Genomic DNA, 19,928 nt, shown 5'->3' with positions numbered 1-19,928 from the left:
AGTCCCACCCTCAGTACAAAGGCATGTCGGGTTCGACGTCGCGAACCCAGTGCTTCATGCCGCCTTGCAGCACTTTGGTATTGGCAAAACCGGCTGCCAGCAAGGTGCTGGCGGCTTGCTCGGCGCGGGTACCGGCGTAGCAGATCAGGTAATGGGTATTGTCGCGGCTCAAGCTGGCGAGTTGCCCATCCAGCTCGGCCAGGGGGATATGCACCACGCCTGGCAGTTTGCACACTTCCAGTTCGCTGGCGTCGCGTACATCCAGCAATACATCGGCGCTGCTGGGGTGTTCGAGCACTTGCTTGAGCCCCTGCGGCTTGATGTAGCGCTCTGCCGCCAGGGACGGTTGGCTCGGGACGGCATCTGCGCAGGTAGCGGGTGCGACGGTTTCGCTGTGGCGCAGTTCGGAGCAGCAAGGGCAGTCGGCGCGGCGCTTGAAGCGGATCTCGCTGAACTTCATTGCCAGTGCGTCGAAACGCATCAAGCGGCCGGACAAGGGTTCGCCAATACCGATCAGCAACTTGATCGCTTCGGTGGCCTGGATCATTCCTACTACGCCCGGCAGCACGCCGATCACACCGCCGGCGCTGCAATTGGGCGCCAGTTCAGCGGGCGGGGCCTTGGGAAACAGGCAGCGATAGCACGGCCCGCCTTTATAGTTGAGCACGCTGATCTGCCCGTCGAAGCGGTAGATGGCGCCGTACACCAAGGGTTTGCCCAGTTGCACGCAGGCGTCGTTGACCAGGTAGCGGGTATCGAAATTGTCGGTGCCGTCGATCACCAGGTCATAGGCGCTCACGAGCTCCAGGGCGTTGTCGGCGTTGAGCGCCGTGTCGTGCGCGTTGATCTGGATATGGCGGTTGAGGTCCTGGAGGCGTTGCTTGGCGGAGTCGACCTTGGGCATCCCCAGGGTGCTGTTGCCGTGGACAATCTGGCGTTGCAGGTTGCTGCTTTCCACCACGTCAAAGTCCACCAGCCCCAGGGTGCCAATGCCGGCCGCCGCAAGGTACAGGCTGATGGGCGAGCCCAGGCCGCCGGTGCCGATGATCAGCACCTTGGCTTTCTTCAGGTTCAACTGGCCCTCGCGACCGACGCCGGGCAGGGTGATGTGGCGCACGTAGCGTTGCACTTCTTCATTGCTCAGGGCATCAACGTCCATGCCGCCGGAGGTGGCAAGCAACACTTCGATTTTGGCTTTTTCCGGCAAGCGATCGTCGGCGTCGATCAGTTCTTCCTCGGCCGTGAACAGAAAGTGTTCCTTGAGCTGGTTGTTCTTTTCATGAAACAGGTGCTGGCGCAGCTGCGGGTGGCCGCTGCAGAGGTTTTCAATGACTTCGCGCAATGTCGATCCAGTGCCCTCGAGGGTTGATGCCGGCAACTTGGCCACGCGGACCAGGATGTCGGGGAAAGAGACAGCGTTCATGGACAACTCCGTGTGCAGGTCGTTGAAGGGTTGAAGGGCGAAATGCTTGCCATCCCAGGCAAACAGCTTTGAGCCCAGGGCCTGGCCCTGGCGAACATCCACTACCAGATAGCTGACGGGGTAGATCGGCTCGCCCAGGAACAGCGCCTTATCCTGGTCTTCGTCACTGAAATAGGCGCCGACATCCGGGTGCGAGTGATAGATCACCACCACCGGGTTGTCGCTGCGAAACGCCTTGTTCATCAGCAGGGTATCGGCCACCGAGAAGGTATAGCCGTTGGCCGCGCTGCGTGGGTACATCTCGGGGTTCTTGCGGTGCAACTCGTTCTGGATATTGCTGCCCAGGAACACGCTGCCGTCGGCGAAGACAAAACCACAGCACTCCTCGGGGTAGCTGTGGCTGGCGTGGGCGTAGATCTGTTCCAGAGCGGTGGGGCGGAGGACTTCCATGTTTCTCTCGCGTTGGTTGAGGTTCACTTTTTCTTGGCCAGGAGTTTTTCAACGGGCAATTTGGTGATCGCAAAGCCGGCCAGCAGGATCGCCGAATACAGCATCAGGTCGCGGGAAATTTCCACGCCTTCGTACCAGGCACCGATGATGACTGCGAACACCGGGAAGATGATGAAGACGAACGACAGGATGATTGGGCTCAGGCGTTTGAGCAGCATGAAATACACGATGAATCCGCCTACCGAGGCCACCAGCCCCAGGTAGAACAGCGCGCTCCAGGAACGCAGGGTGATGTCGTCGAAGACCGGCGTTTCAAACCACAGGCCGGCTACGAACAACATCAGCCCGGCAATGCCGATGGGCAGGGTGTTGTAGGTAATCACGCTGATGGCACTGCCTTTTTGCTTGGTGATGACATAGCACAAGGCGTGCATGATCGCGGCGCTCAGAATGGCCAGTACCCCGAAGAACTCGGCGTGGTCCAGGTGCAGGCCCTGGCTTTTGATGATCATGTAGAGGCTGCCGAAACCGATGCCGATGCCGACCACTTGGGAGAAGTAAATACGCTCGCGCAGGAACAGCGCGGAGAAAATCAGGATGAACACCGGCATGCAACTGAACAGCAGGGCAGTGAGGCCGGACGACACATGCATCTCGCCATAGTTGAGCAGGTAGTAGGGAATACTGAAGTAGGACAGGGTCACAAACACGAAGAACCAACGGCTTTCCCGTGGGAACAGGATCGGCTCACGCCGCACCAGGGCAAAGCACAGGAACAGTGGGAAGGCGATCAGGAAGCGCAGCCCGGCGGACGTCAGCGGCGGCACACTCTCCACGGCAATCTTGATACCCAGCCAGGTCGTGCCCCAGCTCAGGCACACGATGAGAAACATCACACTGGTCACCAGCCCGGCGAGCCACTGTTTTTGAGTTTTTGTTTTTGCAGTGTTTTCGAGAACGGCGGACATTGGCATCGTTTATTGCTTCCCTGAGCCGGAATTGAACTCTATATTGAACTTGTAATGAGTTATTTTTATCGGCGATTGAACCCGTAAAAGCACACTATTAGGGCGAAAGATGGCTGTCAAAACAAATATTGACATGGTGTCAATTATGCGTGAGGGCTTGTCCAACGGGCAGGGCGTGAAGTACAAGCGCCTGTCCGATGTCATGGAACGGGGCATCCTCGAAGGCTTGATTGAGCCAGGACGAAAGCTGCCGCCTCATCGGGTGCTTTCCGACAATCTTGGGGTGACCATCGGCACCATCAGTCGGGCCTACGGTGAGCTTGAACGCCTGGGGTTGGTGGTAGCACGGGTCGGTGACGGAACCTTCGTGCGCAAGCGTGGGATGGAGCGCCAGCGTGATGAAGGCTTTCGAAATTTCAGTGAGGAGCCGCGCCAATACTTCGACATGAGCCGCAACATGCACATTCCCGGGCAGGAGACGGTGTTTCTCGCCCAGAGCTTCCAAACCCTGTCGACCAACGCCAAGTTCCTCCAGGACATCAGTGCCTACACGCCTGACGCCGGCCTGCCGCGTTATCGTGAGGCCGGTGCGCAATGGTTGGTGCAGCGCGAGTTCCATCCAATTCCTGAACAGGTGATCTGCGTTAACGGCGGCCAGCATGGCTTGTTGTGCGCGATGATGGCGTTGCTGCGCGCTGGCGATACGGTGGTCACCGAGCAACTGACTTATCCAGGGCTGATTACCGCTGCGCGCATGCTCGGCGTGCGGCTGATCGGCCTGGAAATGGATGAGGAGGGCGTGCTGCCCACGGCGCTGGATGAGGTCTGTCGTAATCATCGGATTTCGGCGTTGTACTGCACGCCGACTATTCAGAATCCGACGACAGCGGTGTTGTCGGTTGCGCGCCGTGAAGCCCTGGCCAAGGTGTGCCGCGAGCACAACCTGTTGATTCTTGAGGACGAAGCCCACGGCGTGTTGGTGGAAGATCGCCCGCCACCTCTCAGCTATTTCGCGCCTGAGCGTACGATTTTGATTAGCAGCCTGAGCAAGGCGGTGTCGGCAGGCTTGCGGGTTGGCTACGTGCATGCGCCACCGGCACTGGTCAGCCGCATCTCGGCAGCGCTGCGTTCGACCTGCTGGATGGCCACACCCGTGACCCTGGAACTGGCAACCCAATGGATCGAAAACGGCACGGCGGAATACCTGCTGCGTCAGCAAATCAACGAAATCAGCCGGCGCAAGGCCTTGGTGCGCGACCTGCTGGGCGGCCTGGCCTATCGCACTCACCTCAATAGCCCGCACTTCTGGATCGAAGTGCCGGAGCCATGGCGTGCGTCGGAAATCGAGGCAGAGCTCAAGCAGAATAATTACCTGATCGCCACCGCCGAGGCGTTTGCTGTAGGGCAGACGGCGGTGCCGCAGTTTATTAGGGCGAGTATCTGTAATACGTCAGGCGATGATCAGCTATTGCGCGAGGGCTTCGATGCGCTGGCGACTGCGCTGGGGCAGGGCGGGGGGCGGTTTCATCTGTGAGACCGCGTTATCGTTCTTCGCGAGCAAGCCCGCTCCCACATTGGACCGAGTTCCCTCTTTGGAATAGGGTCAAAATGTGGGAGCGGGCTTGCTCGCGAAAGCGCCAGTTCAAGCGATACAACTATTTGAATCTGCGCTCCACACCCTTCTCCACCAAAATTTTCGCCGAAATCTCTTCCACCGAAAAATGTGTGGAATTGATGTGCGCGATATTCTCGCGACGGAACAGATTTTCTACCTCGCGCACTTCGAATTCGCACTGGGCATAGCTCGAATAGCGGCTGTTGGGCTTGCGCTCGTTGCGGATGGCGGTCAGCCGGTCCGGGTCGATGGTGAGGCCGAACAGCTTGTGCGAGTGCGCGCGCAGGGCGGCGGGCAACGTAAGGTGCTCCATATCATCTTCGGTCAACGGATAGTTGGCTGCGCGGATGCCGAATTGCATGGCCATGTACAGACAGGTCGGGGTCTTGCCGCAACGCGACACGCCCACCAGGATCAGGTCGGCCTTGTCGTAGTAGTGGGTGCGGGCGCCATCATCGTTGTCGAGGGCGAAGTTCACCGCCTCGATTCGCTCCATATAATTGGAGTTATGCCCGATGGAATGGGACTTGCCGACGGAATAGGAGGAATGTTCACTCAACTCCTGCTCCAGCGGCGCCAGGAAGGTCGAGAAAATGTCGATCATGAAACCATTCGACGTTGCGAGAATCTCACGAATGTCTTGATTGACGATGGTGTCGAAAATGATCGGCCGAAAACCGTCTTTTTCAGCCGCCAGATTGATTTGTTGTACCATGGCCCGCGCTTTATCCACGCTGTCTATATAAGGCCGTGTGAATTTGGCGAAGGTAATGTTTTCGAACTGCGCAAGCAGGCTCTGGCCCAATGTTTCGGCTGTGATGCCGGTGCCGTCGGAGATAAAGAAAGCAGATCGTTTCATTTGAGCCCTGGGCCTTAAGCTGATGGCGAATCTTGGATATGATAGGCGCGATTTTGCCGTCCCGCAGTGGGCCGCATTCTCACTTATTTTCCAGGTCCAGGCCACAAGCGCTGGCGTTAGCTCCTACTGAGCAACCCGCGTCCTGAGCTTTTCCAACACAGAAAGTGGAGAGATCACCTTGGTAGAGTACGTAGTTTCCCTCGATAAGCTCGGCGTCCATGATGTAGAGCATGTGGGGGGCAAGAACGCATCCCTCGGCGAGATGATCAGTAATCTTGCAGGCGCTGGTGTTTCGGTGCCTGGTGGTTTCGCCACCACGGCCCAGGCTTACCGCGACTTCCTCGAGCTGAGCGGCCTCAACGCCCAGATCCACGCCGCGCTGGATGCCTTGGACGTCGATGACGTCAACGCCCTGGCCAAGACCGGCGCCCAGATCCGTCAGTGGATCATGGAAGCCGAGTTCCCCGAGAAGCTCAACGAAGAAATCCGTACCGCCTTCGCTATCCTGTCCGCCGGTAACCCGGACATGGCCGTTGCCGTACGTTCCTCGGCCACCGCCGAGGATTTGCCGGACGCCTCCTTTGCCGGCCAGCAGGAAACCTTCCTTAATATCCGCGGCGTGGAAAACGTGATCCGCGCAGCCAAGGAAGTCTTCGCCTCGCTGTTCAACGACCGTGCGATTTCCTACCGCGTACACCAGGGTTTCGACCACAAGCTGGTGGCCCTGTCTGCCGGTGTGCAGCGCATGGTGCGTTCGGAAACCGGCACAGCCGGCGTGATGTTCACCCTGGACACCGAATCGGGCTTCCGTGACGTGGTATTTATCACCGGTGCCTACGGCCTGGGCGAAACGGTTGTACAAGGCGCGGTCAACCCCGACGAATTCTACGTGCACAAGCACACCCTTGAGGCCGGCCGCCCGGCCATCCTGCGCCGCAACCTGGGCAGCAAGGCGATCAAGATGATCTACGGCGACGAGGCCAAGGCCGGTCGTTCGGTGAAAACCGTTGACGTCGACAAAGCCGAGCGCGCGCGGTTCTGCCTGACCGACGCTGAAGTCAGCGAGCTGGCCAAGCAAGCGATGATCATCGAGAAGCACTACAAGTGCCCGATGGACATCGAGTGGGCCAAGGACGGTGACGACGGCAAGCTGTACATCGTGCAGGCGCGCCCCGAGACCGTGAAGAGCCGCACTTCGGCGAACGTCATGGAACGCTACCTGTTGAAGGAAACCGGTACCGTGCTGGTGGAGGGCCGTGCCATCGGCCAGCGCATCGGCGCCGGCAAGGTGCGGATCATCAAGGACGTGTCGGAGATGGACAAGGTCCAGCCCGGCGACGTGCTGGTCTCCGACATGACCGACCCGGACTGGGAACCGGTGATGAAGCGCGCCAGCGCCATCGTGACCAACCGTGGCGGGCGTACCTGCCACGCGGCGATCATCGCCCGTGAGCTGGGGATTCCTGCGGTAGTCGGTTGCGGCAACGCCACCCAACTGCTCAAGGAAGGCCAGGGTGTGACCGTGTCTTGCGCCGAAGGCGACACCGGCTTCATCTTCGAAGGTGAACTGGGCTTCGACATCAAGCAAAACTCCATCGACGCCATGCCGGATCTGCCGTTCAAGATCATGATGAACGTCGGCAACCCGGACCGTGCCTTTGATTTCGCGCAGTTGCCGAACGCCGGCGTGGGCCTGGCCCGCCTGGAATTCATCATCAACCGCATGATCGGTGTGCACCCCAAGGCCCTGCTGAACTATGACGGCCTGCCGCTGGACATCAAGGAAAGCGTCGACAAGCGCATTGCCGGCTACAGCGACCCGGTAGGTTTCTACGTCGAGAAGCTGGTAGAGGGCATCAGCACCCTGGCGGCGGCTTTCTATCCGAAAAAGGTCATCGTGCGCCTGTCGGACTTCAAGTCCAACGAATACGCCAACCTGATCGGCGGCAAGCTCTACGAGCCGGAAGAAGAAAACCCGATGTTGGGTTTCCGCGGCGCCTCGCGTTACATCAGCGAAGCGTTCCGTGATTGCTTCGAACTCGAGTGCCGCGCCCTCAAGCGCGTGCGCAACGAGATGGGCCTGACCAACGTCGAGATCATGGTGCCGTTCGTGCGTACCCTGGGCGAGGCGAGCCAGGTGGTAGACCTGCTCGCCGAAAACGGCCTGACCCGCGGCGAAAACGGCCTGCGCGTGATCATGATGTGCGAGTTGCCGTCCAACGCCATCCTGGCCGAAGAGTTCCTGGAGTTCTTCGACGGTTTCTCCATCGGCTCCAACGACCTGACCCAACTGACCTTGGGCCTGGACCGTGATTCGGGGATCATCGCTCACCTGTTCGACGAGCGTAACCCTGCGGTCAAGAAGCTGCTGGCCAATGCTATCCAGGCGTGTAATAAGGCCGGCAAGTACATCGGGATCTGCGGTCAAGGCCCTTCCGACCACCCAGACCTAGCCAAATGGCTGATGGAACAGGGTATCGAAAGCGTCTCGCTGAACCCTGATTCCGTGCTGGAAACCTGGTTCTTCCTGGCGGAAGGCCAAGCGTCCGCCTAAGGCCGCGATGTCAAAAGTGCCGGTCACTCGTCTAGGGTGACCGGCATTCTTATCTGTACAGGGCGGAACTCCTTGCGGACGCCGCCCTTTTTTGTGCAAGAGCATTATGCAAAGCAGCAGCAATCTATTTCCCGTCGCGTTGATCAGCGCTGAGCGTCGTGGCGACCTGAGTGAAGATGTGTACCGGCTCAAACCCGGCAACAGTCCCGACGGCACCGTCGAGCTGGCGGTTACCCGTTTGGGCCTGGCTGATGTCCCGGAAAACCGGGGCACGCCGATTATTTTGTTGCACGGTAGTTTTTCCAATCGGCGCTTCTGGTACTCGCCCAAGGGCATCGGTCTGGGCGCTTACCTGGCGCGCCGGGGCTTTGATGTTTGGATCCCGGAAATGCGCGGTCATGGCCTGTCCAAACGCAACCACGACTACGCCAGAAACCGTGTCGCCGATTACGCGCGCTACGATTTGCCGGCCATTGGCGCATTTGTACGTGAGCAAAGTGGGCAAAAACCCCATTGGGTCGGGCATTCCCTCGGCGCCACTACCTTGGCTGCGGCCCTGGGCGGGCAGCATCTGGGGGCGCCAATGGTAGCTTCGGTGGCGCTGTTCGGCTGCCAGGTCAGTCGCACCCATTGGCCGTTGAAAATTCCACCAGTGGAGTGGGGCGGTCGATTCATCCTCAAGCGCCTTGCCCAGGTGTCCGGCCCAAGGTTCAAGCGCGGCCCCGAGGATGAGCCGGCGGGTGTGATGATCGAAGCGATGCGTTGGAACGGCCTGTTTGGCCGTTTTGGCGATGCCGAGCGTGATTGGTGGAAGGGCCTGGCGGAAGTCGACGTGCCGCTGCTGGCGGTCAGCGCTGCCGGCGACCGGCAAGACCCGGACTGGGCATGCCGCCAGCTCTTCGAGCAAGTTGGCAGCGAGCATCGCCAGTACCTGTGTCTGGGGCGCAAACACGGTTTTACCGAGGATTTCGGGCATGTGCAGATGCTGGTCAGCAAAGCCGCGCAGACTGAAGTGTGGCCATTGGTGGAGCGTTGGTTGAAAGACCCGCTGACACCTTTGGTGGGCACGCACCCCGAAATAGCTGCAACGGTTTGACGAAACGCTCTGCCAAGGGCGTTTCACTCTCGAGTGGTTGCGGCTAAGATATGACGCGCCGGGCGCTTCTGGTCATATTCAGTCGCGCAACGTCTATTGCGTTGCGCTGGTGTGGGTCTGATCATGGCCGCCGCTAAACGACGGGCACTTAAAGAATGCCTGTCATGGCGCGTTTTCCTGCTGTACACCGTGGATGTTCGATCCCTTCTTTGACGACAGGAGTTTCTCGATGAACCATTACGTGACCCCCGACCTGTGTGACGCCTACCCGGAGCTGGTGCAGGTAGTGGAGCCGATGTTCAGCAACTTCGGTGGCCGAGACTCCTTTGGCGGCGAGATCGTCACCATCAAATGCTTCGAAGATAACTCCCTGGTCAAGGAGCTGGCTGATAAGCCTGGCGCCGGCAAAGTCATGGTGGTCGACGGTGGCGGTTCCCTACGCCGCGCCTTGCTGGGCGACATGATTGCCGAGAAGGCCGCGAAAAACGGCTGGGAAGGGCTGGTGATCTACGGTTGCGTCCGTGATGTCGACGTTATCGCCCAGACCGACTTGGGCGTGCAGGCCCTGGCTTCTCATCCGATGAAAACCGATAAGCGCGGCCTCGGCGACCTGAACGTCGTGGTGACATTCGCCGGCGTGACATTCCGCCCGGGTGAGTACATTTACGCCGACAACAACGGCGTGATCGTGTCACCCAGCCCACTGAAAATGCCTGAATAAACCGCAATAGCCGATAGGGGTGAGGATGTTCGAGGAAGAGAACGCGCAATGGGGGCTGGTGCATGCCCTGGTGCTGGACGGTAAAGGTGGTGCGCGTTCGATTGCCCGGACTGAGCTCGACGATTTGCATTTGCAGCCCCAGGAAAGCCTCTGGCTGCATTGGGATCGCAGCCACCCCCAAACGCAGACCTGGCTGCGCAAATCCAGCGGCCTGAGCGAGTTTGCCTGTGACCTGCTGCTGGAAGAGAACACCCGCCCGCGGCTGTTACCGCTGCCGGACGCCGAATTACTGTTGTTTTTGCGCGGGATCAATCTCAACCCGGGCGCAGAGCCGGAAGACATGGTTTCGGTACGTATCTTCGCTGCCGCCAACCGTGTGATCTCCCTGCGTTTGCGGCCGTTGCGCGCTACCGACGAGCTGCTGGTGCAACTGGCAGACGGTAAAGGTCCCAAGACAGCGTCTGAACTCATCCTTTATATGGCTCAGTTCTTGACCAATAAAGTGCAGGACCTGGTGACGAATCTGTCTGAAATCGTCGATTCCGAGGAAGAAAAACTCGATGCCGACGAACGGTATACCCCAGAGCACGGCAGCGTTTTGCAGATTCGTCGAAGGGCAGCCGGCCTCAAGCGTTTTCTTGCCCCGCAGCGGGATATTTTTGCCCAACTGACGCGAATAAAATTGGCATGGTTTTGCGACGACGATGCCGACTATTGGAATGAACTGCACAACAGCCTGACCCGTTACCTGGAAGAGCTGGAATTGGCGCGAGAGCGCGTGGGGCTTGTGCTTGAGGCCGAAGACCGGCGCTTGAGCGTGCGTATGAATCGCACCATGTACCGCTTCGGGATCATCACGGGGATCTTCCTGCCGATGAGTTTTCTTACCGGGTTGCTCGGTATAAATGTGGGGGGCATTCCGTTCTCCGCCAGCCCTTATGGATTCATGATTGCGTGCCTGTTGATGGTCTCGGTGGCACTGGGACAATGGTGGTTATTTCGACGATTGCGCTGGGTTTGACCTGAATATGACCTGAACGTAGGAAGGGGCCGATGTGACCCCATGAATTTTACCCTCGTCTTTTAAAACACTTGCGAGAGGTCTCTATGCACGATCCGTTCGAACAGTCTTTGCGTGACATGCTCAATGCCTCGCCATCCAACCGTGATGACGATGCTTGCCTGGGCCGCGTACTGAAAACCGCCAACCGTCAGGTTGGGGCGGGTGACCTGTTCGGTCTGCTCGGGCGTTGGCTGCCGGCATTGATGATGGCCCTGAACAACGGTTCGGCCCATGTCTCACCGGTTTCCCGTCGTAAACCTCTTGCTCGCACTGCTGATAAGGCTGATTGAATATGGAACTTGATCTCTGGACCCAGAGCCTGGTCACCGCGATGACCGCATTGTGGACCAAGGTGGCGAATTTCATTCCCAACCTGTTTGGTGCACTGGTCCTGGTATTGCTGGGTTTTGTCGTGGCCAAGCTGCTCGACACCCTGCTGTCCAAATTGCTCGCAAAACTGGGGCTGGATCGCCTGATGGCCGGCACCGGCCTCACCAAGCTATTGGGTCGGGCCGGGCTGCAAGTGCCGATTTCTACCCTGATCGGCAAGATCGTCTACTGGTTCGTTCTACTTATTTTTCTGGTTTCTGCGGCTCAATCCCTTGGACTTGAGCGAGTTTCAGCTACGCTCGACATGCTGGCGCTGTATTTACCGAAAGTTTTCGGTGGCGCGCTGGTGCTTCTGGTGGGGGTTTTACTGGCGCAACTGGCCAACGGGCTGGTGCGCGGGGCCGCCGAAGGCGTGGGGCTGGACTATGCGGCAGGCCTGGGGCGAATCGCCCAGGGGCTGGTGATCATCATCAGTATTTCCGTCGCGATCAGCCAGTTGGAGGTCAAGACTGACCTGCTCAACCATGTGATTGTGATTGTTTTGATTACCGTTGGTCTGGCCGTTGCGCTAGCCATGGGCTTGGGAAGCCGGGAAATTGCCGGCCAGATTCTTGCGGGAATCTATGTGCGTGAGCTATATCAAGTTGGGCAACAGGTGCGTGTGGGCGAGGTCGAAGGGCAAATCGAGGAGATCGGCACAGTCAAGACGACAGTGCTGACCGATGACGGGGAACTGGTTTCGCTGTCCAACCGGATTCTCCTTGAACAGCAGGTCAGTAGCCGCTAATCCGGCAAACCCTGCTAATGTACGCCGCCGCGAACCCGGGTGACCGGGTTGCAACGGACATTGACCTGACTGTCGGCACGACTTGTTTTGAATAAAGCCCAAACGCTGTCCACGCGCTATGACCCCCGTGAGCTCTCTGATGAGGAGTTGGTCGCGCGCGCGCACACGGAGCTGTTTCACGTAACACGCGCGTACGAAGAATTGATGCGCAGGTATCAACGCACTCTGTTCAACGTTTGTTCAAGGTATTTGGGGAACGATAGAGATGCGGACGATGTCTGTCAGGAAGTGATGCTCAAGGTGCTATATGGCCTGAAGAACTTCGAGGGCAAATCGAAGTTCAAGACATGGCTGTATAGCATCACGTACAACGAGTGCATCACGCAGTATCGGAAGGAACGGCGAAAGCGTCGCTTGATGGATGCTTTGAGTCTGGACCCCCTCGAGGAGGCGTCTGAAGAGAAGGCGCCGGCACCCGAGGAGAAGGGCGGACTTGATCGCTGGTTGGTGCATGTGAACCCGATTGACCGTGAAATTCTGGTGCTTCGCTTTGTCGCAGAGCTGGAATTTCAGGAAATCGCTGACATCATGCATATGGGCTTGAGTGCTACAAAAATGCGTTACAAACGTGCTCTTGATAAATTACGTGAGAAATTTGCGGGCGAGACTGAAACTTAGTGCGTAGCAAATATCTCTTACGTGTAGGCAAGTTCTGTTAGACTTGTCGCCGAGTTGTCCCCCGGTTTGTGGGACTGCTTTACAATCACCAGATGGGGATTTAACGGATGAAACTGAAAAACACCTTGGGCTTGGCCATTGGTTCTCTTATTGCCGCTACTTCTTTCGGCGTTCTGGCACAAGGCCAAGGCGCAGTTGAAGGCGAGCTGTTCTACAAGAAGCAGTACAACGATAGCGTTAAGCACATCGAAGACGGCTTCAACCCAGGCGCTCGCATTGGTTACTTCCTGACCGACGATCTGTCGTTGAATCTGTCGTACGACAAGACCAACCACACCCGTTCGAACGACGGTACTGGCAACCAGAAGATCAAAGGTGATACCGGCAGCCTCGTTGCCCAGTACCACTTCGGTCAGGCTGGCGTTGATAGCCTGCGTCCATACGTTGAAGGCGGTTTCGGCCACCAGAGCCGTACCAACGTCAAGGCTGATGGCCACAGCGGTCGCGACCAGACCACTTTCGCTACCATCGGTACCGGCGTGAAGTACTACTTCACCAACAACCTGTACGCTCGTGCTGGTGTTGAAGCTGACTACGGTCTGGACAACGGCAAGTGGGACTACTCCGCACTGGTTGGCCTGGGCGTAAACTTCGGCGGTAACGCTGGCGCAGCTGCTCCAGCTCCTACCCCAGCACCAGCTCCAGAGCCAGTTCCAGAGCCAGAAGCTCCGGTTGCTCAGGTTGTTCGTGTTGAGCTGGACGTTAAGTTCGACTTCGACAAGTCGGTTGTTAAGCCTAACAGCTACGGCGACGTGAAAAACCTGGCCGACTTCATGGCTCAGTACCCAGACACCAACGTAGAAGTTGCTGGTCACACTGACTCCATCGGTCCAGACGCCTACAACCAGAAGCTGTCCCAGCGTCGTGCTGACGCTGTTAAGCAAGTCCTGGTTAAAGATGGCGTAGCTCCTAGCCGCATCACTTCCGTTGGTTACGGTGAGTCCCGCCCAGTTGCTGACAACGCAACTGAAGCTGGCCGCGCTGTTAACCGTCGCGTAGAAGCAGCTGTTGAAGCTCAAGCTAAGTAATTAGCCTGGCTTTACAAAAAAACCCGGCTTAGGCCGGGTTTTTTTCGCCTGTCATTTGCCTCAGGCGATTGCCGCCACCGCTGAGCAAGCGGCCTGTGCGGTGGCGGCAACACTGCCAATCACCAGGATCGCCGGGCTCTTGAGCGCGAACGCCTGCGCATCGTCATGCATCCGTGCCAGATCGCTGCGGCATTCGCGCTGCTGGGGCAGTGATGCGTTTTCGATCATTGCCACTGGCATATTTGCGGCCATGCCACCTTCCAGCAATTGTTGACGAATCTCTTCCAGCTTCGCCACCCCCATGTACACCACCAATGTGGTCCCACCGTCGGCCAGTGCACGCCAGTTCAGTTGGCTATCGTCCTGGGTATGGGCGGTGATCAGCGTCACCCCACGGCTTACGCCGCGTAAAGTCAGAGGAATATCGCAGTGGGTTGCACCCGCCAGCCCAGCCGTGATGCCGTTGACCAATTCAACCTCAACGCTGCGCTCACGCAGCCACAGCGCCTCTTCGCCACCGCGGCCAAAGATGCACGGGTCGCCGCCCTTGAGCCGCACCACACATTTACCCTGGCGTGCATAACGCAGCATCAGGCGATGGATAAAATCCTGAGGCGTGGAGCGGCAGCCACCACGCTTGCCGACGGTAACCACCCGCGCACCGGCGCAGTGTTCCAGCACTGCCGGGTTGACCAAGTCATCAATCAGCACTACATCCGCCTCATGCAGGGCTCTGACCGCCTTGAGGGTCAGCAACTCCGGATCACCGGGCCCCGCGCCTACCAGCCACACTTTTGCGCTCATGTTGTTACCCTCACACACTGATTGCGATTGGCTGCGGGTTGCTGGCCAAAAGACGTTTGATTTCCGGTACGCAGGAACCGCACTGGGTGCCGCAGCCCAATTGCTGTTTGAGCCCGTCCAGGTCCAGGCCACGGCCAATACCGGCGCACACGGCGTTTTCGCTGACGTTCTTGCAGTTGCACACAATCTTGTTGCTCGTCGTGGCGCCGCCCGGTGGCGCGCTTAACGGCGCCAGCAACCAGCGGCGCAGTTGCTCGTCGGCCCGACCTTCCAGCCATAGGCTTTGCAGCCAGTGGCGGGCGAGGGTTTCGCCGGCCAGGCGCAGGGCGGTGATGCGACCATTCTCGATCTTGACGCGCTTGCCGATTGAACGGCGCGGGTCGTCGTAGGCCATGACCGGGCCGTCATTGAGGCCCAGCAGTTGGTCAATCCGGGTCAACAGCTGCAGGTCGGGCGCCTCGGTATGCGCCGCCCGCACCAGCAACGCGGGGCGTTCACGTCCGGCCAGGCTCAGGCTGACGTAGGTAAATTCCTCACACAAAGGGCGTAGCGCCTCGAAATGCTGCTGCACATCGCCCTCGATCAGCGCAAACAGCTGCCACGGCAGTTGCACGGCCTCCAGACGGACGCCGCTGTGCTTGAGTTCCGGCTGCTTGGACAGCGGGTCGAACGCCGGTTGGGTGAGGACATTGACGCCGCCCTTGAGAAAGCGGTCGCCCCAATGCATCGGCAGGAATGCCTGGCCTGGGCGTACGCTGTCATCGCTGCTGACAGCGACAATCACATTGCCGCGACGGCTTTTCAGGCTGACCAGGTCACCTTCTTTAAAGCGGTGGCGGCGTAGTTCGTCCGGATGCAGGCTCAACAGCGCCTCACTGACATGGCCGAACAACTGCGCGGCCGTGCCGGTACGGCTCATGCCATGCCATTGGTCGCGCAGACGGCCGGTGATAAGGGTCAGGGGGAAGCGTGCGTCACGCTGCTCCTTGGCGGCGCGATAAGGGTCAGTGACAAACCGCGCCCGGCCATTGTCGGTGGGGAATATGCCATCGGTGTACAGGCGCGGCGTTCCGGTCTGCGCACCCGTGGGGAACGGCCATTGCTGTGGGCCGAGTCGGTCGAGCAGGGCATGGCTGATGCCCGACAAATCCAGGTCGCGACCCTGGGTTAGCCCCTTGAATTCATCAAACAACTGCGCCGGCTCTTCAAAGGCGAACAGGCTGGGCAGCCCCGGACGCAGTCGATGTTCCATGCGCTGTGCGAAATCTACAGTTATTGCCCAGTCTGGCCGTGCCTCTCCCGGTGGGCTGATAGCGCGGCGTACGTGGGAAATACGCCGCTCGGAATTGGTCACCGTGCCGTCCTTTTCACCCCAACTGGCGGCGGGCAGCAGCAGGTCGGCATAGGTGGCGGTTTCGGTGGTGCGAAACGCCTCCTGTAACGCCACGAACGGACACGCCGCCAAGGCCGCACGCACCGCATTCTGGTCGGGCAACGATTGGGCGGGGTTAGTGCAAGCGATCCACAAGGCCTTGATCTTGCCGGCCTGCACCTGTTCAAACAGTTCGATGGCGGTAAGCCCGGTGGGCGCGGGCAGTTGATCCACGCCCCAGTAGGCGGCGACTTCGGCGCGGTGTTCAGGGTTGGCCGCGTCGCGGTGGCCCGGTAGCAGATTGGACAGGCTGCCGGTCTCGCGCCCGCCCATGGCATTCGGTTGGCCGGTCAGGGAAAACGGCCCGCACCCCGGTCGGCCAATGGTGCCCGTGGCCAGGTGCAGGTTGATCAATGCGCTGTTTTTGGCGCTGCCGGCGGTGGATTGATTCAGCCCCATGCACCACAGCGACAAAAAGCTACTGGACGTGCCGACCCACTGTGCGCACAAGCGCAACTGTTCGACGCTGATACCGCACAGCTGCGTGACCATCTGCGGCGTGTAGTCATGCACCAGGCGCTTCAATTCGGCCAGGCCATCGGTGTGGGCCTGGATAAACGCGCGGTCGATCCAGTCTTCCCACAGCAGCACATGCAAAATCCCATGGAACAGCGCCACATCCGTCCCCGGCAAGATTGCCAGGTGCAGGTCAGCCAAATCGCAAGTGTCTGTACGCCGAGGATCAATCACCAGCACTTTCATCTGCGGGCGTTGCGCTTTGGCCTGCTCAAGGCGTCGGAACAATACCGGGTGGGCGTAGGCCATGTTGCTGCCGACGATCATCACGCAGTCGCTGTTTTCCAGGTCTTCATAGCTGCACGGTGGCGCATCGGCGCCCAGGCTGCGCTTGTAGCCGACCACCGCCGACGACATGCACAGCCGTGAGTTGCTGTCGATATTGTTGGTGCCCACCACCGCCCGGGCCAGCTTGTTGAAGCTGTAGTAATCCTCGGTCAGCAGTTGCCCCGAGATATAGAACGCCACGCTGTCTGGCCCATGTTCGGCGATGGTATCGGCGAACACATTGGCCGCGTGTTCCAGGGCGGTGTCCCAGTCTGTACGGGTACGTGCCAGGTCTTTGCCCAGGCGCAACTCCGGGTACAGGGCGCGGGCACTCAAGTCGCCGGTCAGGTGCAGGCTCGCGCCTTTGCTGCACAACTTGCCGAAGTTGGCCGGGTGATTGGGGTCGCCTTGCACCCCCAGGATCTGCTTACCGTCGTGCTCGATCAGCACGCCGCAACCCACCCCGCAATAACAGCAGGTGGACGCAGTGGTCTGGCGGTTCATCAACCGGCGTCCCGCAGGGCCAGCATCACCCGGCCGTTTTCCACCCGGGCCTGGTGATGGTGGGCACAGCCGATATCCGGGGCCTGGGCCTCGCCGGACGCCAGGTCGATCTGCCAGTTGTGCAGCGGGCAAGCCACGCGCTTGCCGTAGATCAAACCCTGAGACAGCGGGCCGCCTTTGTGTGGGCAACGGTCGTCGAGGGCGAAGACTTCGTCGTCACTGGTGCGAAAAATCGCGATGTCGCCTTTCGGTCCGCTGATGATGCGCGAGCCCAGGGTGTTGATTTCATCGAGGGCGCAGATATCCAGCCAGTTCATAGCGAGACCTCCAGCTGTTTGACAGAGATAACGTCGAATTCCTTTTTCAGCAGTGGCTGTTCCAGGCGCTCTTTCCACGGATCCTGTTCGAATGACAGCGAGAACTGCAGGCGCTCGTTGAGGGCCTTGCGACGGGCCGGGTCTTCCAATACGGCCTTCTTGATATGCTCCATGCCGACCCGTTGCAGGTAGTGCACGGTGCGCTCCAGGTAGAAAGCTTCCTCGCGATACAGCTGCAGGAACGCGCCGTTGTATTCGCGCACTTCCTCGGCGGTTTTCAGCTTGACGAAGAACTCCGCGACTTCGGTCTTGATCCCGCCGTTGCCGCCGATGTACATCTCCCAGCCCGAGTCGACGCCGATAATTCCCACGTCCTTGATGCCCGCTTCCGAGCAGTTGCGTGGGCAGCCGGAGACCGCCAGCTTGACCTTGTGAGGCGACCACATATTGAACAGGTCATGCTCCAGCTCGATGCCCAGTTGCGTAGAGTTCTGTGTGCCGAAACGGCAGAACTCGCTGCCCACGCAGGTTTTCACCGTGCGGATGGATTTGCCGTAGGCGTGGCCGGACGGCATGTCCAGGTCCTTCCACACCCCCGGCAGATCCTGTTTCTTGATGCCGAGCAAGTCGATACGCTGACCGCCTGTGACCTTGACCATCGGCACGTTGTACTTGTCGGCCACATCGGCGATGCGGCGCAACTCCGAAGGATTGGTCACGCCGCCCCACATCCGTGGGACTACAGAGTAGGTGCCGTCTTTCTGAATATTGGCGTGGGCCCGTTCGTTGATCAGTCGTGATTGCGGGTCGTCCTTGGCCTCGCCCGGCCAGGTTGAAATCAGGTAGTAGTTGAGAGCGGGGCGGCAGGTGGCGCAGCCATTGGAGGTACGCCAGTTCAGGTAGCGCATGGTGCTATCGATAGTCAGCAAGTGCTGCTCGCGGATAGCCTGGCGGATCTGCCCGTGATTAAGGTCGCTGCACCCACAGATGGCCTTTTCGCTTTTGGGTTTGACGTCAGCCGCACCGCCCACGGTGTTGATCAGGATCTGCTCAACCAGTCCGGCACAGGAACCGCAGGAGCTGGCGGCCTTGGTGTGTTTTTTCACCTCGTCGACGCTGAACAGCCCTTGTTCCTGGATCGCCTTGACGATGGTGCCCTTGCACACGCCGTTGCAGCCGCAGACTTCGGCACTGTCGGCCATGCTCATGGCTTTGTCCTGGCCTTGGTGGCCCACATCGCCCAGGGCGTTTTCACCGAACATCAGGTGATCGCGGATCTCGCCAATTGCATGGTTCTCACGGATCTGGCGGAAGTACCAACCCCCATCCGCGGTATCGCCGTACAGGCAGGCACCGACCAGGATGTCGTCCTTGATTACCAGCTTCTTGTATACGCCGCCGATCGGGTCGGACAAGGTGATGGTTTCGGTGCCTTCACCGCCCATGAAGTCGCCAGCAGAAAAGAGATCAATGCCGGTCACTTTCAGCTTGGTCGAGGTCACCGAGCCTTTGTAAGTGGCAAAGCCCAGTTGGGTCAAGTGGTTGGCACAGACCTTGGCCTGTTCGAACAGCGGTGCCACCAGGCCATAGGCAATCCCGCGATGGCTGGCGCATTCGCCGATCGCATAGATGCGCGGGTCGTAGGTTTGCATCGTGTCATTGACCAGGATCCCACGGTTGCAGGGGATGCCAGACTTTTCCGCCAGTTCGGTATTGGGGCGGATACCGGCGGCCATCACCACCAGGTCGGCCGGGATGATGTCGCCATTCTTGAACTGCACCGATCCGACGCGGCCGTTGCCGGCATCGTGCAGGGCCTGGGTCTGTTCGCACAGGCGAAACACCAGGCCACGGCTTTCCAGTTCGGTTTGCAGCAATTGGCCGCTGGTTTTGTCCAGTTGCCGCTCCAGCAGCCATTCGCCGATATGCACCACCGTGACGTGCATGCCGCGCAGCATCAGGCCATTGGCCGCTTCCAGGCCAAGCAGGCCGCCGCCGATCACCACCGCGTGCGTGTGGGTCTTGGCGGTGTCGATCATCGCCTGGGTGTCGGCAATGTCGCGGTAGCCAATCACGCCCTGCAAGGTGTTGCCCGGGATCGGCAGGATGAAGGGTGTGGAACCGGTGGCGATCAGCAGGCGGTCGTACTCGGCCTCGGTGCCGTCTTCGGCGATGACTTTGCGTTTGACCCGATCGATCTGCACCACCTTGCGGTTGAGCAGCAACTTGACGTGGTTATCCAGGTACCAGTCCAGGTCGTTGAGCACGATCTCTTCGAAGGTTTGCTCGCCGGCCAGTACCGGCGACAGCAGGATGCGGTTGTAGTTGGTGTGGGGCTCGGCGCCGAACACGGTGATGTCGTACAGCTCGCTGTTCAGCTTGAGCAATTCTTCAAGGGTACGAACCCCGGCCATGCCGTTGCCGATCATCACCAGTTTGAGTTTTTTCATGTCGTT

At 59.3% G+C, this 19,928-nt stretch carries 16 protein-coding genes; 9 read left to right on the top strand and 7 right to left on the bottom strand.

The window, feature by feature from the left end; all coding sequences use genetic code 11:
* Nucleotides 1-10: 10 nt before the first annotated feature.
* Both moeB and JFT66_RS03390 read right to left on the bottom strand, forming a co-directional pair.
* Nucleotides 11-1,873, bottom strand: a complete 1,863-nt coding sequence (gene moeB / locus JFT66_RS03395; RefSeq protein ID WP_198858747.1) for a molybdopterin-synthase adenylyltransferase MoeB — start codon at nucleotides 1,871-1,873, stop codon at nucleotides 11-13.
* A 23-nt stretch (nucleotides 1,874-1,896) separates the two neighbouring features.
* A complete protein-coding gene (locus tag JFT66_RS03390; protein WP_034120685.1) occupies nucleotides 1,897-2,841 on the bottom strand; it encodes a DMT family transporter in 945 nt (314 codons plus the stop codon).
* A gap of 109 nt (nucleotides 2,842-2,950) precedes the next feature.
* Between JFT66_RS03390 and JFT66_RS03385 the strand changes: the two genes are divergently transcribed.
* Nucleotides 2,951-4,375, top strand: coding sequence for an aminotransferase-like domain-containing protein (locus tag JFT66_RS03385; RefSeq protein WP_153838180.1), 1,425 nt, complete (start codon nucleotides 2,951-2,953; stop codon nucleotides 4,373-4,375).
* 121 nt (nucleotides 4,376-4,496) lie between these two features.
* Here the strand turns inward: JFT66_RS03385 and ppsR are convergent, their stop codons facing one another.
* Nucleotides 4,497-5,315 carry a posphoenolpyruvate synthetase regulatory kinase/phosphorylase PpsR gene (gene ppsR / locus JFT66_RS03380; RefSeq protein ID WP_003193298.1) on the bottom strand — a complete coding sequence of 273 codons (819 nt, stop codon included), beginning with the start codon at nucleotides 5,313-5,315 and terminating at the stop codon, nucleotides 4,497-4,499.
* A gap of 178 nt (nucleotides 5,316-5,493) precedes the next feature.
* On the opposite strand from ppsR, the gene ppsA reads away from it, so the two are divergent.
* From ppsA to JFT66_RS03340, 8 genes are all read left to right on the top strand, one after another.
* A complete protein-coding gene (gene ppsA, locus JFT66_RS03375; protein ID WP_153838179.1) occupies nucleotides 5,494-7,869 on the top strand; it encodes a phosphoenolpyruvate synthase in 2,376 nt (791 codons plus the stop codon).
* 106 nt (nucleotides 7,870-7,975) lie between these two features.
* Nucleotides 7,976-8,965, top strand: a complete 990-nt coding sequence (locus tag JFT66_RS03370) for an alpha/beta fold hydrolase (RefSeq protein ID WP_034120681.1) — start codon at nucleotides 7,976-7,978, stop codon at nucleotides 8,963-8,965.
* A gap of 229 nt (nucleotides 8,966-9,194) precedes the next feature.
* Nucleotides 9,195-9,686, top strand: coding sequence for a ribonuclease E activity regulator RraA (gene rraA, locus JFT66_RS03365; RefSeq protein WP_034120679.1), 492 nt, complete (start codon nucleotides 9,195-9,197; stop codon nucleotides 9,684-9,686).
* 25 nt (nucleotides 9,687-9,711) lie between these two features.
* Nucleotides 9,712-10,707: a zinc transporter ZntB gene (locus tag JFT66_RS03360; protein ID WP_034120677.1), complete on the top strand. Its 996-nt coding sequence runs from the start codon at nucleotides 9,712-9,714 to the stop codon at nucleotides 10,705-10,707.
* Between the two features lie 86 nt (nucleotides 10,708-10,793).
* Complete coding sequence (locus tag JFT66_RS03355) at nucleotides 10,794-11,039, top strand: hypothetical protein (protein WP_005790375.1); 246 nt, start codon at nucleotides 10,794-10,796, stop codon at nucleotides 11,037-11,039.
* A gap of 2 nt (nucleotides 11,040-11,041) precedes the next feature.
* Nucleotides 11,042-11,866 (top strand): mechanosensitive ion channel family protein, encoded by an 825-nt coding sequence (locus tag JFT66_RS03350; RefSeq protein ID WP_003193288.1) that lies wholly within the window; start codon nucleotides 11,042-11,044, stop codon nucleotides 11,864-11,866.
* A gap of 87 nt (nucleotides 11,867-11,953) precedes the next feature.
* A complete protein-coding gene (sigX, locus tag JFT66_RS03345) occupies nucleotides 11,954-12,544 on the top strand; it encodes an RNA polymerase sigma factor SigX (protein ID WP_034120675.1) in 591 nt (196 codons plus the stop codon).
* Between the two features lie 107 nt (nucleotides 12,545-12,651).
* Entirely contained in the window at nucleotides 12,652-13,632 is a 981-nt protein-coding gene (locus JFT66_RS03340) for an OmpA family protein (protein ID WP_034120674.1), read from the top strand.
* A gap of 60 nt (nucleotides 13,633-13,692) precedes the next feature.
* Here the strand turns inward: JFT66_RS03340 and cobA are convergent, their stop codons facing one another.
* Genes cobA through nirB form a run of 4 tightly spaced genes read right to left on the bottom strand, consistent with a single transcriptional unit; the run spans nucleotide 13,693 to nucleotide 19,922 of the window.
* Nucleotides 13,693-14,436, bottom strand: coding sequence for a uroporphyrinogen-III C-methyltransferase (gene cobA, locus JFT66_RS03335; RefSeq protein ID WP_034120672.1), 744 nt, complete (start codon nucleotides 14,434-14,436; stop codon nucleotides 13,693-13,695).
* A gap of 10 nt (nucleotides 14,437-14,446) precedes the next feature.
* Complete coding sequence (locus JFT66_RS03330) at nucleotides 14,447-17,155, bottom strand: nitrate reductase (RefSeq protein ID WP_198858746.1); 2,709 nt, start codon at nucleotides 17,153-17,155, stop codon at nucleotides 14,447-14,449.
* Nucleotides 17,155-17,472 carry a nitrite reductase small subunit NirD gene (gene nirD, locus JFT66_RS03325; RefSeq protein ID WP_005790365.1) on the bottom strand — a complete coding sequence of 106 codons (318 nt, stop codon included), beginning with the start codon at nucleotides 17,470-17,472 and terminating at the stop codon, nucleotides 17,155-17,157. The genes JFT66_RS03330 and nirD overlap by 1 nt, the downstream gene beginning before the upstream one ends.
* Entirely contained in the window at nucleotides 17,469-19,922 is a 2,454-nt protein-coding gene (gene nirB, locus JFT66_RS03320; RefSeq protein ID WP_198858745.1) for a nitrite reductase large subunit NirB, read from the bottom strand. The genes nirD and nirB overlap by 4 nt, the downstream gene beginning before the upstream one ends.
* Nucleotides 19,923-19,928: the final 6 nt, after the last annotated feature.

The sequence above is a fragment of the Pseudomonas sp. MF6755 genome, assembly GCF_016405635.1.
GTDB lineage: Bacteria > Pseudomonadota > Gammaproteobacteria > Pseudomonadales > Pseudomonadaceae > Aquipseudomonas > Aquipseudomonas haemolytica.
Note: the sequence above shows the minus strand (reverse complement) of the source record. Positions and strands in the feature narration are given on the sequence as shown.